At 62.9% G+C, this 15,411-nt stretch carries 16 protein-coding genes; 13 read left to right on the top strand and 3 right to left on the bottom strand.

The genetic code is table 11. The annotated features are described in order from the left end of the window. The 8 genes from bamA to ACQKRQ_RS40090 all read left to right on the top strand — a co-directional run. A partial coding sequence (gene bamA / locus ACQKRQ_RS40125) for an outer membrane protein assembly factor BamA (protein WP_427483243.1) occupies nt 1-1,100 on the top strand: 1,100 nt, incomplete at its 5' end. 61 nt (nt 1,101-1,161) lie between these two features. Beyond that, the gene (locus tag ACQKRQ_RS40120; protein WP_181916899.1) at nt 1,162-1,683 is read left to right on the top strand and encodes an OmpH family outer membrane protein; all 522 of its coding nucleotides are present in this window, start codon (nt 1,162-1,164) and stop codon (nt 1,681-1,683) included. A gap of 56 nt (nt 1,684-1,739) precedes the next feature. After that, nucleotides 1,740-2,852 (top strand): UDP-3-O-(3-hydroxymyristoyl)glucosamine N-acyltransferase, encoded by a 1,113-nt coding sequence (gene lpxD / locus ACQKRQ_RS40115; RefSeq protein ID WP_408175954.1) that lies wholly within the window; start codon nt 1,740-1,742, stop codon nt 2,850-2,852. Nucleotides 2,853-3,061: 209 nt separating this feature from the next. Continuing rightward, nucleotides 3,062-3,526, top strand: coding sequence for a 3-hydroxyacyl-ACP dehydratase FabZ (gene fabZ / locus ACQKRQ_RS40110; RefSeq protein ID WP_020065638.1), 465 nt, complete (start codon nt 3,062-3,064; stop codon nt 3,524-3,526). A gap of 109 nt (nt 3,527-3,635) precedes the next feature. Further along, the gene (gene lpxA, locus ACQKRQ_RS40105) at nt 3,636-4,424 is read left to right on the top strand and encodes an acyl-ACP--UDP-N-acetylglucosamine O-acyltransferase (protein WP_132373934.1); all 789 of its coding nucleotides are present in this window, start codon (nt 3,636-3,638) and stop codon (nt 4,422-4,424) included. A gap of 3 nt (nt 4,425-4,427) precedes the next feature. Next, entirely contained in the window at nt 4,428-5,597 is a 1,170-nt protein-coding gene (gene lpxB / locus ACQKRQ_RS40100; protein ID WP_132373935.1) for a lipid-A-disaccharide synthase, read from the top strand. Then, nucleotides 5,594-6,343 (top strand): ribonuclease HII, encoded by a 750-nt coding sequence (gene rnhB / locus ACQKRQ_RS40095; RefSeq protein WP_427483241.1) that lies wholly within the window; start codon nt 5,594-5,596, stop codon nt 6,341-6,343. Before lpxB ends, rnhB begins: the two co-directional genes overlap by 4 nt. A gap of 71 nt (nt 6,344-6,414) precedes the next feature. Continuing rightward, the gene (locus tag ACQKRQ_RS40090) at nt 6,415-7,200 is read left to right on the top strand and encodes a TrmH family RNA methyltransferase (RefSeq protein WP_427483239.1); all 786 of its coding nucleotides are present in this window, start codon (nt 6,415-6,417) and stop codon (nt 7,198-7,200) included. 75 nt (nt 7,201-7,275) lie between these two features. Here ACQKRQ_RS40090 and ppsR read toward each other — a convergent pair whose 3' ends face one another. Continuing rightward, nucleotides 7,276-8,091, bottom strand: coding sequence for a posphoenolpyruvate synthetase regulatory kinase/phosphorylase PpsR (gene ppsR, locus ACQKRQ_RS40085; RefSeq protein WP_041725110.1), 816 nt, complete (start codon nt 8,089-8,091; stop codon nt 7,276-7,278). 532 nt (nt 8,092-8,623) lie between these two features. Here ppsR and ppsA point away from each other — a divergent pair. The 3 genes from ppsA to ACQKRQ_RS40070 all read left to right on the top strand — a co-directional run bounded on the left by ppsA (nt 8,624) and on the right by ACQKRQ_RS40070 (nt 12,644). Beyond that, nucleotides 8,624-11,029, top strand: a complete 2,406-nt coding sequence (ppsA, locus tag ACQKRQ_RS40080) for a phosphoenolpyruvate synthase (RefSeq protein ID WP_132373938.1) — start codon at nt 8,624-8,626, stop codon at nt 11,027-11,029. Between the two features lie 167 nt (nt 11,030-11,196). Beyond that, the gene (locus ACQKRQ_RS40075) at nt 11,197-11,652 is read left to right on the top strand and encodes an NfeD family protein (RefSeq protein WP_408175960.1); all 456 of its coding nucleotides are present in this window, start codon (nt 11,197-11,199) and stop codon (nt 11,650-11,652) included. A gap of 59 nt (nt 11,653-11,711) precedes the next feature. After that, nucleotides 11,712-12,644 carry an SPFH domain-containing protein gene (locus tag ACQKRQ_RS40070; protein ID WP_168794362.1) on the top strand — a complete coding sequence of 311 codons (933 nt, stop codon included), beginning with the start codon at nt 11,712-11,714 and terminating at the stop codon, nt 12,642-12,644. A 200-nt stretch (nt 12,645-12,844) separates the two neighbouring features. On the opposite strand, the gene smpB is transcribed toward ACQKRQ_RS40070, so the two are convergent. After that, nucleotides 12,845-13,291, bottom strand: a complete 447-nt coding sequence (gene smpB, locus ACQKRQ_RS40065) for an SsrA-binding protein SmpB (RefSeq protein WP_042323149.1) — start codon at nt 13,289-13,291, stop codon at nt 12,845-12,847. Between the two features lie 100 nt (nt 13,292-13,391). Between smpB and ACQKRQ_RS40060 the strand changes: the two genes are divergently transcribed. After that, a complete protein-coding gene (locus ACQKRQ_RS40060; RefSeq protein WP_012433427.1) occupies nt 13,392-13,829 on the top strand; it encodes a type II toxin-antitoxin system RatA family toxin in 438 nt (145 codons plus the stop codon). Next, a complete protein-coding gene (locus ACQKRQ_RS40055; RefSeq protein WP_132373941.1) occupies nt 13,826-14,158 on the top strand; it encodes an RnfH family protein in 333 nt (110 codons plus the stop codon). The genes ACQKRQ_RS40060 and ACQKRQ_RS40055 overlap by 4 nt, the downstream gene beginning before the upstream one ends. 175 nt (nt 14,159-14,333) lie before the next feature. Here ACQKRQ_RS40055 and ACQKRQ_RS40050 read toward each other — a convergent pair whose 3' ends face one another. After that, nucleotides 14,334-15,311: a DMT family transporter gene (locus ACQKRQ_RS40050; protein WP_132373942.1), complete on the bottom strand. Its 978-nt coding sequence runs from the start codon at nt 15,309-15,311 to the stop codon at nt 14,334-14,336. Between the last annotated feature and the right edge of the window lie 100 nt (nt 15,312-15,411).

Raw genomic sequence — 15,411 nt, 5'->3', positions numbered from 1 at the left:
CGGATGTGGACGTGACCACGGTGCCGGTCGAAGGCACGCCGGACCAGGTCGACGTCGACGTCAAGGTGGCCGAAAAGCCGACCGGCGCGATCACGCTGGGCGCGGGCTTCTCGTCGACCGACAAGGTGGTGCTCTCGGCAGGCGTGTCGCAGGACAACGTCTTCGGTTCGGGTACGAGCCTCGCGGTGAACGTGAATACCGCCAAGACGTACCGTACCTTGACGGTCACGCAGGTCGACCCGTACTTCACGGTCGACGGCATCAAGCGCATTACCGACGTCTACTACCGCACGTATCAGCCGTTGTACTACTCGACGGATTCGAGCTTCAAGATCGTCACGGTCGGTGGCGACCTGAAGTTCGGTATTCCGTTCTCCGAAGTCGACACGGTGTACTTCGGTGCCGGCCTCGAGCAGAACCAGCTGGATGTCGACGCGAACACGCCGCAGAGTTACATCGACTACGTGAACGAGTTCGGCCGTGTGTCGAACAACGTGCCGATCACGGTGGGCTGGTCGCGCGACGCGCGTGACAGCGCGCTGGTGCCGAGCCGCGGTTACTTCACGCAGGCGAACGCTGAATACGGCACGCCGATCGGCGGCACGCAGTACTACAAGGCCGACATCAACGCGCAGTACTATTATTCGTTTGCGCGCGGCTTCGTGCTGGGCTTCAACTTCCAGGGCGGTTACGGTAACGGCCTCGGCGGCAAGCCTTATCCGATTTTCAAGAACTACTATGCGGGTGGTATCGGTTCGGTACGGGGCTACGAGCCGAGCTCGCTGGGTCCGCGCGACGCCAAGACGAACGACCCGATCGGCGGCTCGAAGCTGCTGGTGGGTAACATCGAGTTGACGTTCCCGCTGCCGGGCACGGGCTACGACCGCACGCTGCGTGTCTTCACGTTCCTCGACGCCGGTAACGTCTGGGGTACGGAAGGCAACAGTATCGGCGCCAACGGCCTGCGTTACGGCTATGGTGTCGGTCTCGCGTGGATCTCGCCGATCGGCCCGCTCAAGCTCAGCTTGGGTTTCCCGCTGGTCAAGCATGAAGGTGACCAGTATCAGAAATTCCAGTTCCAGATCGGAACGGCATTCTGATCCGGCGGCGGACGGTTCCCGGCGGCCGGCCCGGCCAAACTACAGTATCGAGAGGATGACTTTGCTAACCGGTATGTTTTCGAAACGTGTGGCGTGCGCGCTGGCGCTGGCAATGACCTTGGGTGTCGGGGTTGCCCATGGGCAGGAGGCCAGGATCGCGGCGGTGAATTCCGACCGTATCCTGCGCGAATCCGCTGCCGCGAAGGCTGCGCAGGTCAAGCTCGAGGCCGAGTTCGCCAAGCGTGACAAGGACCTTGCCGACATGGCGCAGAAGCTGAAGTCGATGTCCGATTCCCTCGACAAGAACGGCGCGTCCATGTCGCCGGCCGATCGCGCGCAGAAGCAGCGTGATCTGTCGCAGCTGGACACGGACTTCCAGCGCAAGCAACGCGAGTTTCGTGAAGATCTGAACCAGCGCCGCAACGAAGAGCTGGCGGCGGTGCTCGACCGCGCCAACAAGGTGATCAAGCAGATCGCCGAGGCGCAGCACTATGACCTGATCGTTCAGGAAGCGGTGTACGTGAGCCCGCGCATCGACATCACCGATCAGGTGCTCAAGGCGCTGGCGGCGTCGGGTAACTGAACGGGGCTGGCGGGCTGAGTGGTCCGGAGCAGGTAGACACAGGAGACAGGATAGGCATGGCATTTACGCTCGAGGACATCGTCCAACGGTTCGGCGGTGAGGTAGTCGGAGACGGTTCGCAGCGCGTCGGCGGTCTCGCGCCGCTCGACCAGGCAGGCCCGGACCAGTTGGCGTTCCTCGCCAATCCGAAGTACCTGTCGCAGGTCGAAACGACCCGTGCGGGCGCGGTGTTGATCAACGCCGACGACCTCGCCAAGCTCGCCTCCCGCGAGAATCGTAACTTCATCGTCACGCCGAATCCGTACGCTTACTTCGCGCGCGTCGCACAAACCTTCATCGACCTCGCGGCACCCAAGGCGGCGCCCGGCGTGCATCCGAGCGCGACCATCGACCCGTCGGCACAGATCGCCGCGAGCGCGGTGATCGGCCCGCACGTCACGGTGGAAGCGGGCGCGGTGATCGGCGAAAACGTGCGGCTCGACGCCAATGTCGTGATCGGCCGTGGCACGCGCATCGGCGCGGGCTCGCATCTTTATCCCAATGTCGCGGTGTACCACGGTTGCAAGCTCGGCGAGCGCGTGATCGTGCATGCGGGCGCGGTGATCGGCTCGGACGGTTTCGGTTTCGCGCCGGATTTCGTCGGCGAGGGTGAGGCGCGTACCGGCAGCTGGGTGAAGATTCCGCAGGTCGGCGGCGTGTCGATCGCGGCAGATGTCGAAATCGGCGCGAACACCACCATCGACCGTGGCGCCATGGCCGACACGATCATCGAAGAGTGCGTGAAGATCGACAACCTCGTGCAGATCGGCCACAACTGCAAGGTCGGCGCCTATACGGTGATCGCCGGCTGCGCGGGCATTGCGGGCAGCACCACGATCGGGCGTCATTGCATGATCGGCGGCGCGGTCGGGATTGCCGGACACGTCACGCTGGCCGACTATGTGATTGTCACGGCGAAATCGGGCGTCTCGAAGTCGCTGCTCAAGCCTGGTATGTACACCAGTGCCTTCCCGGCCGTGAACCATGCAGACTGGAACAAGAGCGCGGCGTTGCTGCGCAATATCGACAAACTCCGCGATCGTATCAAGGCGCTTGAAAACGCCGCGGCGGAGAAGCAAGACAGCCCCGTGGCCAACGCAGCAAGCAAGGCCGCAGGCGACAAAGTCTGAAAATCTTAAGGCAACTGGCTAGGCATTTCGCAGGGCAACCTGCCGGCTCCGCGTAAAATGGCGGGCAAGCATCAGGAAGCAAAGTCGGTTGCCGTGACCGGGTGGCGCGGCCGCCGGGTCACGGCGAGCGCCGGCAGCACGCGTTACCAACCCACCTGCACCAGCATCCGCAGTCATCACCGCGCAGTCAATGCGTGAGCAGAAACACCATGAGCACCGAAAAAATCAATCTCGACATTCATAAGATTCTCACGCTGCTGCCACATCGTTACCCGATCCTGCTGGTCGACCGGGTGCTCGAACTCGAGCCGCACAAGAGCATCAAAGCGTTGAAGAACGTGTCGATCAACGAACCGTATTTCCAGGGTCATTTCCCGACCCGTCCGGTGATGCCGGGCGTGTTGATTCTCGAAGCGCTCGCGCAAACGGCGGCGCTGCTGACCTTTTCGGAAGAGCCGAGCGACCCGTCGAACACGCTGTATCTGTTCGTCGGCATCGACAACGCGCGCTTCAAGCGCGTGGTGGAACCGGGCGATCAGCTGATCCTGAACTGCACGTTCGAGCGTCACATGCGCGGTATCTGGAAGTTCAAGGCGCGCGCCGAAGTGGATGGCGCGGTCGCGGCGGAAGCCGACCTGATGTGCGCGGTGCGGCACACGGACAAGGACGCTTAACGCGCTTAGCGCTTAAACCAGCGTCCGGGCGGTCGGCGGCGTCATGCGCGCGCCGCCCGCCCGCCAGATGCCCATCCAGACAACGCAACAGAATCAGAAGCGAGGACGCATGAGCAGGATTCATCCCACTGCGATCGTCGAACCGGGCGCACAACTCGACGAATCCGTCGAAGTCGGACCGTATGCCGTGATCGGCGCACATGTGACGATCGGCGCGCGGACCACGGTCGGTTCGCACAGCGTGATCGAAGGTCACACCACGCTCGGCGAAGACAACCGGATCGGCCACTATGCATCGGTTGGCGGCCGTCCGCAGGACATGAAGTACAAGGACGAGCCGACCCGGCTCGTGATCGGCAACCGCAACACGATCCGCGAGTTCACCACGATCCACACCGGCACGGTGCAGGACGCGGGCGTCACCACGCTCGGCGACGACAACTGGATCATGGCCTACGTGCACATCGGGCACGATTGCCACGTCGGCAACAACGTCATTCTGTCGAGCAACGCGCAGATGGCCGGCCACGTCACGATCGGCGACCACGCGATCATCGGCGGCATGTCGGGCGTGCATCAGTTCGTGCGCATCGGCGCGTATTCCATGCTGGGCGGCGCTTCGGCGCTGGTGCAGGACATTCCGCCGTTCGTGATCGCCGCGGGCAACAAGGCCGAGCCGCACGGCATCAATGTGGAAGGCTTGCGCCGCCGCGGTTTCTCGCCGGACGCGATCTCGGCGCTACGCGCGGCGTATCGCGTGTTGTACAAGAACGGCCTGTCGCTGGAAGAGGCGAAGGTGCAGTTGCGCGAACTCGCGTCCGCGGGCGGCGATGGCGATGCGCCGGTGCAGACGCTGCTCGCGTTCGTCGAAGCGTCGCAACGCGGCATCATCCGCTAACCGATGGCATTGCAACCCAGTCCATTGCGCGTCGCGATGGTGGCCGGCGAGCCGTCCGGCGACCTGCTGGCGGCCTCGCTGCTCGACGGCCTCGCGAGCCGTCTGCCTGCCGGCACCCAGTACTACGGGATCGGCGGCCCGCGCATGATCGCCACGGGCTTCGACGCTCACTTCCCGATGGAAAAGCTGTCGGTGCGCGGCTATGTCGAGGCACTGAAGCACATTCCCGGCATCCTCGGCATTCGCAACGAACTGAAACGGCAACTGCTGGCCGAGCCGCCGTCGGTGTTCGTCGGCGTGGATGCGCCCGATTTCAACTTCGGGCTCGAACATCCGTTGCGCGATGCGGGGATTCCAACCGTTCACTTCGTGTGCCCGTCCATCTGGGCGTGGCGCGGCGGCCGTATCAAGAAGATCGCCAAGGCGGTCGACCACATGCTGTGCGTGTTTCCGTTCGAAACGGCGCTGCTGGAGAAGGCGGGCGTCGCGGCATCGTACGTGGGCCATCCGCTCGCTGACGAAATTCCGCTCGTACCGGACACGCTCGGCGCGCGCCGGACGCTGGGTCTGGCGGAAGATGGTCCGATCATCGCCGTGCTGCCGGGCAGCCGGCGCTCCGAGATCGACCTGATCGGCCCGACGTTCTTCGCCGCGATGGAAATGATGCAGCACCAGGAGCCAAGTCTGCGCTTCGTGATGCCGGCGGCCACGCCGGCGTTGCGCGAGATGCTGCGGCCGCTGGTCGATTCGCACCCCGGCCTCGCGCTGACGATTACCGACGGCCAGGCGCAGCTCGCCATGACCGCGGCCGACGCGATCCTCGTGAAGAGCGGTACCGTGACGCTCGAAGCGGCGCTGCTGAAAAAGCCGATGGTGATCTCGTACAAGGTGCCCTGGCTGACCGGCCAGATCATGCGCCGTCAGGGCTATCTGCCATACGTTGGCCTGCCGAATATCCTGGCGGGGCGCTTCGTGGTGCCGGAGATCCTGCAGCATTTCGCCACGCCGCAGGCGCTGGCCGAAGCCACGCTGAAACAGTTGCGCGACGAGACCAACCGGCGCACGCTGACGGAAATCTTCACGGAGATGCATCACGTGCTGAAGCAGAATACCGCGCAGCGCGCGGCGGAAGTCGTGGCGAGCGTCATCGAAAAGCGGAAGGCGCGGCCGTGACCATGGCGCGCGCACCTCGCCGCAAAACCGTCGCGGGAGCGGCGGCGCAACAGGTCGGCCTGAACTTCGAGACGCCGGACGACGTTGTCTGCGGTGTCGACGAAGCAGGGCGCGGCCCGCTGGCCGGTCCGGTCGTGGCCGCGGCGGTGATCTTCGACCCGTCCAGGCCGATGATTCGCGGCCTCGACGACTCCAAAGCGCTGAGCGCGAAAAAGCGCGACGAACTGTACGACAAGATCATCGACCGGGCGCTGGCATACTGCGTCGCGTCGGCATCGGTCGAAGAAATCGATTCGCTCAATATCCTGCACGCCACGATGCTGGCCATGAAGCGCGCCGTGGAAGGCCTGTCCATTGTGCCGACGCTTGTGAAGATCGACGGCAATCGCTGTCCGACGCTGAGCGTGCGCAGTGAAGCGGTGATCGGCGGCGACGCGCTCATCAAAAGCATCTCGGCGGCGTCGATTCTCGCCAAGGTCACGCGTGACCGGATGCTGCTCGAATTGCATCAGACGTATCCCGTCTACGGCTTCAACGCGCATGCCGGTTACGGCACGCCGCAGCATCTCGCGGCGCTGCGCGAGCATGGGCCTTGCGAGCATCATCGGCGCTCGTTCGCGCCGGTGCGTGAAGCGCATCTGCGCTTCGGCACGGGCGTGCCGCTACCGTCGGGTGAAGTGATCGTCGTGTCCGAAGTCATGTTCGACGACGACGCCTTCGGCGAACACAGCGCCAGCGCCGCCTGAACGTCATACGAGCGCCCCGTGAGCGCCGCGTATAACCCACCCTTTCCTTATTCTCACTGCCTTCGCTGCCTGTGAAAGCCATCACCTCGCGGGACAATCCGCTCTACAAGCGCCTGAAGGCATTGGCCGGCTCGACGCATCAACAGCGCAAGAGCGGCCACGCGCTGCTCGAAGGGTTTCATCTCGCGAGCGCGTATCTCGACGTCGCCGGGCAACCGGAAATGTGCATCGTCACCGACGGCGCGCTGCGCCACGACGAAGCGCAGGCGATCGTTTCGCGCATCGAAGATCATCGTCTCGTCACACTGCCGGACGCGTTGTTCGGGCAGTTGTCGAATGTCGTGCACGGCGTGGGCATTCTGCTGCTGGTCGAGAAGCTCGACTCGCCGCTGCCCGGCACGGTCGCGCAAACCTGCCTCGTGCTCGACGGCGTGCAGGACGCCGGCAATGTCGGTTCGATTCTGCGCAGCGCGGCGGCCGCAGGCATCCAACAGGTGTTCTGCGCGCCGGGCACGGCGTACGCGTGGTCGTCGAAAGTCTTGCGCTCGGGCATGGGCGCGCACTTCCTGCTGCAGATTCACGAAGATGTGGAAGCGCAGGCGTTGATCGAGCGTCTCACGGTGCCGATCGTGATCACGGATTCGCACGGCGCCGAGGCGATCTACGATTGCGATCTGAGCGGACCGCTCGCGTGGGTATTCGGCAACGAAGGGGCGGGCGTCTCGCCGATCTGGCGCGATGCGGTTTCGTTGCGGGTAACGATTCCTCAGCCGGGCGGCATGGAGTCGTTGAATGTGGCCGCCGCGGCGGCTGTGTGCGTATTCGAGCAGTGCCGGCAGCAGCGCGGCCGTAGTTGACACGAAAGACACACGCGTTGCCGCGCGTGTCTCTGCTTCAAGCCGGCGGGCTCATATCGAGCCTCACGCGCGGGCTCAATAAGACGGCCGGTCCAGCTTGATTTCCTGCAGGATCGTCGTCGCGATCTCTTCGATCGACTTGTGCGTCGACGACAACCACTTGATCCCTTCACGCCGCATCATCGCTTCGGCTTCGTTGATTTCATAACGGCAATTCTCCGGCGCCGCGTACTTGCTGCCCGGCCGGCGCTCGTTGCGAATCTCGGAAAGCCGCTGCGGATCGATCGACAAACCGAACATCTTCTGCCGATGCGCCAGTAGCGGCGTAGGCAATTTGCCGCGTTCGAAATCTTCCGGAATCAGCGGATAGTTGGCCGCTTTCACGCCATACTGCATGGCCAGATAGAGGCTCGTCGGCGTCTTGCCGCTGCGCGAGACGCCGACCAGAATCACGTCGGCGTCGGCGAGATTGCGGTTCGACTGACCGTCGTCGTGAGCGAGCGAGAAGTTGATCGCCTCGATCCGGTTCTTATACTCCTCGGTGTCGGCGTTCTGGTGGCCGCGGCCCATCGCGTGGCTCGACTTCAGTTCCAGTTCCTGTTCGAGCGGCTCGACGAACGTCTGAAACATGTCCAGCACGAGCGCATTCGAGCCTTTGACGATCTGATTCGACGCGCTGTCCACCAGCGTCGTGAAGACGATCGGACGGCGGCCGTCCTGCAGGATCGCTTCGTTGATCTTTTCGAGCGTGGCGTAGGCCTTTTCCGTCGAGTCGACGAAGGGCACGCGAACCAGACGGAATTTCTGGTCGAACTGGGAGAGGATCGAATGCGCGAAGGTTTCGGCAGTGATCCCGGTACCGTCGGAGACGATGAATACGGTGGGCGGCATCAGTGGGGCTGGGGAACGTGAGCGGAAAAAAGCGCTCGAAAGAAACATCGCTATGTCGACGACGCTGCCCGGTGGCTAACCGGAGACTGCAGCGGCACTCGACCAGCGCGCCGTGGGCACCGCAACTGCGCCCGGATGGCGGCGGGGCCTCGCAAAAGCCCGTCGGCCGGTCCGGGGCGCGATTCGAGGCGCAATTCTCGTCCGACTGTCACATTTTGAGAGTCGGCACGGTAGAATAGCGGCAACCTGTTGGATAAGCAATTGCAGGCGATTGGCGTCTAACTCACCGCGAACGGTCGGTCAACGCCTCGCTTTTGGCCGGTATTTTAGTCGCCAAGTTGCGGCGAACGTGGTGGATCGCTCGGTAAATTCGTCCATTCGCCTTCTTCGTCGCACATCGGGCGTTTCTGGCAAGTTGCAGCGATTGCTTCTCCAACAGGTTGTGCAAGACGCGAGGTCACGCTTCCAATGGGCGTCTCGCGTTCGAGCCCACTTGCACAGCCGTGAATTTCTTTCACACTTAGGGGCTTGTATGACTAACGCAGTTACCGTCGCAAAGGATAAGGCGTATGTAGTTCCGTTTGAGCAGTTGCGGATGACCGACGTGGAAATCGTCGGTGGCAAGAACGCGTCGCTTGGCGAGATGATCAGTCAGCTCGCCGAAGCCGGCGTGCGCGTGCCGACCGGTTTCGCCACCACGGCGCTGGCTTTCCGCGACTTCCTGCATCACAACAACCTGACCGAACGCATCGCCAAACGTCTCGAGACGCTCGACGTCGACGACGTGAAGTCGCTCGCCGAAGCGGGCAAGGAAATCCGTCAATGGATCGTCGACGCGCCGATGCAGCCGCAGCTCGAGGCCGATATCCGCGCGGGTTTCGACACCCTGCAAAACAGCTCGCCTGAAGAGCTGTCGTTCGCCGTGCGTTCCTCGGCGACGGCGGAAGACTTGCCGGACGCATCGTTCGCGGGTCAGCAGGAAAGCTACCTCAACGTGGTCGGCGTGGAAGACGTGCTCGATCGCATGAAGCACGTGTTCGCGTCGCTGTACAACGACCGCGCTATCTCCTATCGCGTCCACAAGGGCTTCACTCACGCTGAAGTCGCGTTGTCGGCGGGCGTGCAGCGCATGGTGCGCTCGGACGTCGGCGCGGCCGGCGTGATGTTCACGCTGGACACCGAGTCGGGCTTCAAGGACGCTGTCTTCATCACGTCGAGCTATGGCCTCGGCGAAACCGTGGTGCAAGGCGCGGTGAATCCGGACGAGTTCTACGTCTACAAGACCACGCTCGAACAAGGCAAGTACCCGATCATCCGCCGCTCGATCGGCTCGAAGCTGATCAAGATGGAATTCACCAAGGCGGGGGAAGCCGGTCGCGTGAAGACCGTCGACGTGGCGCACGAGCAGCGCAACCGCTTCTCGATCACGGACGAAGACGTGATCGAGCTGGCCAAATATGCCGTCATCATCGAAAAACACTACGAGCGTCCGATGGACATCGAGTGGGGCAAAGACGGCCGCGACGGCAAGATCTTCATTCTGCAGGCGCGTCCGGAAACGGTGAAGAGCCAGGCTGCGGGCAAGGCCGAGCAGCGCTTCAAGCTGAAGGGTCAATCGAACGTGCTGGCCACCGGCCGCGCAATCGGTCAGAAGATCGGCGCGGGTCCGGTGCGCGTGATTCACGATCCGTCGGAAATGGACCGCGTGCAGCCGGGCGACGTGCTGGTCGCCGACATGACCGACCCGAACTGGGAGCCGGTCATGAAGCGCGCTTCGGCGATCGTCACGAACCGTGGCGGTCGTACTTGTCACGCGGCGATCATCGCGCGTGAACTGGGCGTGCCGGCGGTGGTCGGCTGCGGCGACGCGACCGACGTGCTGAAGGAAGGCGCGCTGGTCACGGTGTCGTGCGCGGAAGGCGACGAAGGCAAGATCTACGACGGCCTGCTCGAAACCGAAATCACCGAAGTGCAGCGCGGCGAACTGCCGGAGATTCCGGTGAAGATCATGATGAACGTCGGCAACCCGCAGCTGGCCTTCGACTTCTCGCAACTGCCGAACGCAGGCGTGGGTCTGGCGCGGCTCGAGTTCATCATCAACAACAACATCGGCGTTCACCCGAAGGCGATTCTCGAGTACCCGAACATCGATCAGGACCTGAAGAAGGCCGTCGAAAGCGTCGCTCGCGGTCACGCATCGCCGCGCGCCTTCTACGTCGACAAGCTGACCGAAGGCATCGCCACGATCGCGGCGGCGTTCTATCCGAAGCCCGTGATCGTGCGTCTGTCGGACTTCAAGTCGAACGAGTACAAGAAGCTGATCGGCGGTTCGCGTTACGAGCCGGATGAAGAAAACCCGATGCTGGGTTTCCGTGGCGCGTCGCGCTACATCGCGGACGACTTCGCCGAAGCGTTCCAGATGGAATGCATCGCGCTGAAAAAGGTGCGCGAAGAGATGGGCCTCGACAACGTCGAGATCATGGTGCCGTTCGTGCGTACGCTGAAGCAGGCGGAGCGCGTGGTCGGGCTGCTGGCGAAGTACGGCCTGAAGCGCGGCGAAAATGGCCTGCGCCTGATCATGATGTGCGAAGTGCCGTCGAACGCGATTCTCGCCGAGGAATTCCTGCAATTCTTCGACGGCTTCTCGATCGGCTCGAACGACCTGACGCAGCTCACGCTCGGCCTCGACCGCGATTCCGGCATGGAACTGCTGGCGGTGGATTTCGACGAACGCGACCCGGCGGTCAAGTTCCTGTTGAAGCGCGCGATCGACACGTGTCTGCGACTGGACAAGTACGTAGGCATCTGCGGCCAGGGCCCGTCGGATCATCCGGATTTTGCGCAATGGCTCACCGATGAAGGCATCAAGTCGATCTCGCTGAACCCGGATACGATCATCGAGACGTGGCAGCAACTGGCGAAGTCGGCGAAGCAGTAAGGCGAACGGCATGCCGCTTTCCAAGCGGCATGCATAACGTGCGATGCGGCAGGTCAAGCGCGCGTCGAATGCACGTGAAACCGTGCTGCATCGTCCGTTGAAATGCGCTCGCTTCGTGCTATAAACACCCCGGTAGATCCGGGGTGTTTTGCTTTGTGGAGGTCGACGTGGCGCCAGGTGGACTGTTCTGGTGGATCGGGGCGGGTGTGCTGGTCGTGCTGGAGTTGCTCAGCGGCACTTTCTATCTGCTGATGATCGCGTTGGGCTGCGTGGCGGCCGCGATTGCGCACCTCGCGGGCGCCAGAGCCGACGTGCAGTTCGCGGTCGCGGCCGTGGTGGCGCTGGCGGCGGTCCTGCTGCTCAGACGTTCGCGGTTTGGCCGCAGAACGCGCAAGGAGGCGTCGCGCAACCCGGACGTCAATCTCGACATCGGTCAAACGCTTATCGTGCCGGTGTGGCACGAGCGCCGGGCGCGCGCCGACTATCGCGGCGCGGCATGGGACGTCGAACTGGCCGCGGGCGAGCCGGAAGACGCGCCGCTCTACGAAATTACGGAACTGCGCGGCAGCTGCCTCGTCGTGGTGGCGGCGCGTCATTCAAACACCCGGGCCACCGCGGCCTGAGCGTTCGCACATCACACGCATCACAAACAACTATTCGAACTACGGACCGGAGGGTAGTAATGGATTCGACCATCGTCGGGGCGGTGCTTCTGATCATCGTGATCGTCTTGGCGGCGCAGATCATCAAGATCGTGCCGCAGCAGCATGCGTGGGTCCTGGAGCGGCTCGGGCGCTATCACCGTACGCTGACGCCAGGTTTGAGCTTCGCGTTTCCGTTCGTCGACCGGATCGCGTATAAGCACATCCTCAAGGAAATTCCGCTCGAGGTGCCGAGCCAGGTCTGTATCACGCGCGACAACACGCAGTTGCAGGTGGATGGCGTGCTGTACTTTCAGGTTACCGATCCCATGAAGGCGTCGTATGGATCGAGCAACTTCGTCTTCGCCATCACGCAGTTGTCGCAAACTACGCTGCGCTCGGTAATCGGCAAGCTCGAACTCGACAAAACGTTCGAGGAGCGCGACTTCATCAACCACAGCATCGTGTCGTCGCTCGATCAAGCTGCGACGAACTGGGGTGTGAAGGTGCTGCGCTACGAGATCAAGGACCTGACGCCGCCCAAGGAAATCCTCCACGCCATGCAGGCGCAGATCACCGCCGAGCGCGAGAAACGAGCGCTGATTGCCGCGTCGGAAGGGCGCAAGCAGGAGCAGATCAATATCGCGTCCGGCGGCCGTGAAGCGGCGATCCAGAAGTCCGAAGGCGAGCGGCAGGCGGCGATCAATCAGGCGCAAGGTCAGGCGTCGGCGATTCTGGCCGTGGCCGAGGCCAACTCGCAGGCGATTCAGAAGATCGCGGCCGCGATCCAGTCGAACGGCGGGATGGAAGCCGTGAACCTCAAGGTGGCCGAACAATACGTGAACGCGTTCGGCAATCTGGCGAAGCAGGGCACCACGCTGATCGTGCCGGGCAATCTTGCGGACATGAGTTCGATGATCGCTTCGGCGCTGACTATCGTGAACAAAGGGAAGGGCGCGACTGAGGTGCGCTGAACGCGCTGAATGCTGCGACTGTGCTTTGACCTGCTGAATAGAGAAATGGCCCGCGGACAGTGCGGGCCATTTTCATTTGAACGCTTGGCGGGCCCGGTTGCCCGCCGCTTGCTATCCGGTCAGGGCGTTAGCGGCAACCGAAGCGTGGCATATCCGCACACCACCCGCCGCCAATCAGGCCAATCACGCCAATCCGCCGATCAGCTCGGCGAGCGCATCAAACGCGCCTTTTCACGTTCCCAATCGCGTTTCTTCTCGGTCTCGCGCTTGTCGTGCTGCTTCTTTCCCTTGGCGAGACCAATCTCGCATTTGACGCGGCCGCCCTTGTAGTGAAAGTTCAGCGGCACGAGCGTGTAGCCACGCTGCTCGACCTTGCCGATCAGTTTGCTGATCTCTTCGCTATGCAACAGCAGCTTGCGCGTGCGTACTGGGTCGGGGTTGATATGGGTCGAGGCTTCGGGCAACGGGCTGATGTGCGTGCCGATCAGGAACAGTTCGTTATTCTTGATAACGACGTAACCTTCCTTGATCTGGCCGCGCCCGGCGCGCAGCGCCTTGACCTCCCATCCTTCGAGCACGAGCCCTGCTTCATAGCGTTCTTCGACCGAGTAGTCGTAGAAGGCTTTTCTGTTGTCGATGATGCTCATGAATGGAAAGTGCCCAACTCGTTTAAAATCACGATTTTAGCAAAGCGGGGCGAGGAAAGCCCGCTGCGCTCGTCCACCCTTGCCACGCGCTGTTCAATTTATGGCAGATGTCCAGAAAACCGTGTTGATCCGCCATTCGGCGGAACAGATGTTCGACCTCGTTACCGACGTCGCCGATTACCCCAACTTCCTGCCTTGGTGCGGGGGAGTCGAAATCCGCCGCCGGGACGAAACCGGTATGGAGGCGAAGATCGATATCAACTTCAAGGGCATCAAGCAGCACTTCGCCACGCGCAACAGCATGGAGCGGCCCACGCGCATCGACATGGAGTTCGCGGACGGCCCGTTTCGCAAGTTCACCGGTTTCTGGCGTTTTACGCCATTGCGCGCCGACGCCTGCAAGATCGAATTCGCGCTGCACTACGAATTCACCAACATCATCCTCGAGAAGATCATTGGACCGGTGTTCAACCACATCGCCAATACCTTCGTCGAATCGTTCGTGAAGCGCGCCGATCAGCGCTACGGTAAGGCATGAGCGCGCGCTTGTCGATTGAAGTCTGCTATGCGTCGGCTGGCGAGCAGGCGTTGATTGGCGTGGAACTGCCCGCAGGCGCCACGCTGCAGCAGGCGCTGGACGCGAGCGGCATCTTGCGGCGTTTCCCGCAGATCGATCTGGGCACGCAGAAAGTGGGCGTGTTCGGCAAGCTCAAGCCGCTCGACACGGTGCTGGCCGACCACGATCGGGTGGAGATTTACCGGCCGCTGCTGGTCGATCCGAAGGTGTCGCGTCAGCGACGCGTGGAGAAGACCCGCAAGGCGGGCTCGATCGAAGGGCGTCGCTGGCAGAACAAGGATTCGCGGTAGGCGGATCTTTGCGTGGCGAGGCACGGCAGCGGCCACGAACTGTTGGCATCAAACCTTGGTCGGGCCGCGTTGCTGGCCACGAACTGCTTCTGTCAAGCCTCAGTCGGGCCGCGTCCACGCTCACGAACTGCGCCGTCAATCCTCACACAAGCCACGTCCCAGCCCACGTTCCGCGTCATGGCGCCGAGACTTGCGGCTTTTTCTTGATCCGTGCGACCGCGGACGTGTCGTCGTCCGCATGCTGGCGCACCGACCAGCAGACCCCGGCCACCAGCAGCAGAATGGCCGCCAGTTCCAGCGGACGCGGCAGTCGCTGGTCATAAATGAACGCATAAAGCAGCGCGAAAAGCGTCTCGAACACGATCATCTGGCCGGAGAGCGTCAGCGGCAGCCGTTTCGATGCGGCATTCCACAGGCCGTTGCCGAGCCACGATGCGCCGATCGCGAGCCCGAGATTGAGCATCCAGAAAGTGTGCCAGCGGCCGTCGGCCAGTTCGCCTTGCGGGCCGCCCGCCGGCAGCACGGCGATCACGAGCCACAGCGCCGCGCCGAGCGCGCCCGTCACCACGCCCCACAGAACCGACCACTCATTGCCGCTGAAATGCGTCTGACGCTGCAGGTAGCGGGCGTTTTCGACCGCGAACCACGTCCAGCATCCGAGCGCGCCGACCGCGCAGGCCAGTCCGATCAGCTTGGTGACGACGCTCACCGGCGTGCTGTCCGCCACCGTAAACACATCGATGTTGATACAGGCGATGCCCGCCATCACCATCGTCAGCGGCCAGGCGAGGCGGGCGAGGGGCACCGCGCCGTGATCGCGCCGGCCCAGCAGCGTCACCGTGACAGGCAGCACGCCGACGATCAGCGAGGCCGGCGCGATGCCGATCAGGTGCACGGCCGCCGTCAGCAGGAGGTAGTAGAGGAGGTTGCCGGCCAAAGCCAGTTTCACCAGCGCGCCGAGATCCTCGCGGGTCAGGCGTTTGACGAGCGAGCGCGCCATCGGCAGCGCGGCGGCCAGCGATACGATGCCGTACATCGTGTAGCGGCCCGCGCTCAGAAGCAGCGGTGAAAAGTCCGGCAGCACGCGCGGCACCAGAAAAACCATGCCCCATAAGGCCCCGGCCATTACTCCATATGCCACACCGCGCTGCATCGACTGCCCCTGCAAAATAACTGGAATGGTCGGCAGAATAGCCGGTTGGCGGACCGGGCGTCTTGTTCGATTCTGCATTCCGGTGGTTTTTGTGCGCTTT

The organism is Paraburkholderia sp. NPDC080076 (assembly GCF_050281145.1).
Taxonomy (GTDB): domain Bacteria; phylum Pseudomonadota; class Gammaproteobacteria; order Burkholderiales; family Burkholderiaceae; genus Paraburkholderia.
The sequence above is the reverse complement of the archived record's forward strand: the minus strand, read 5'-3'. Positions and strand labels throughout refer to the sequence as shown.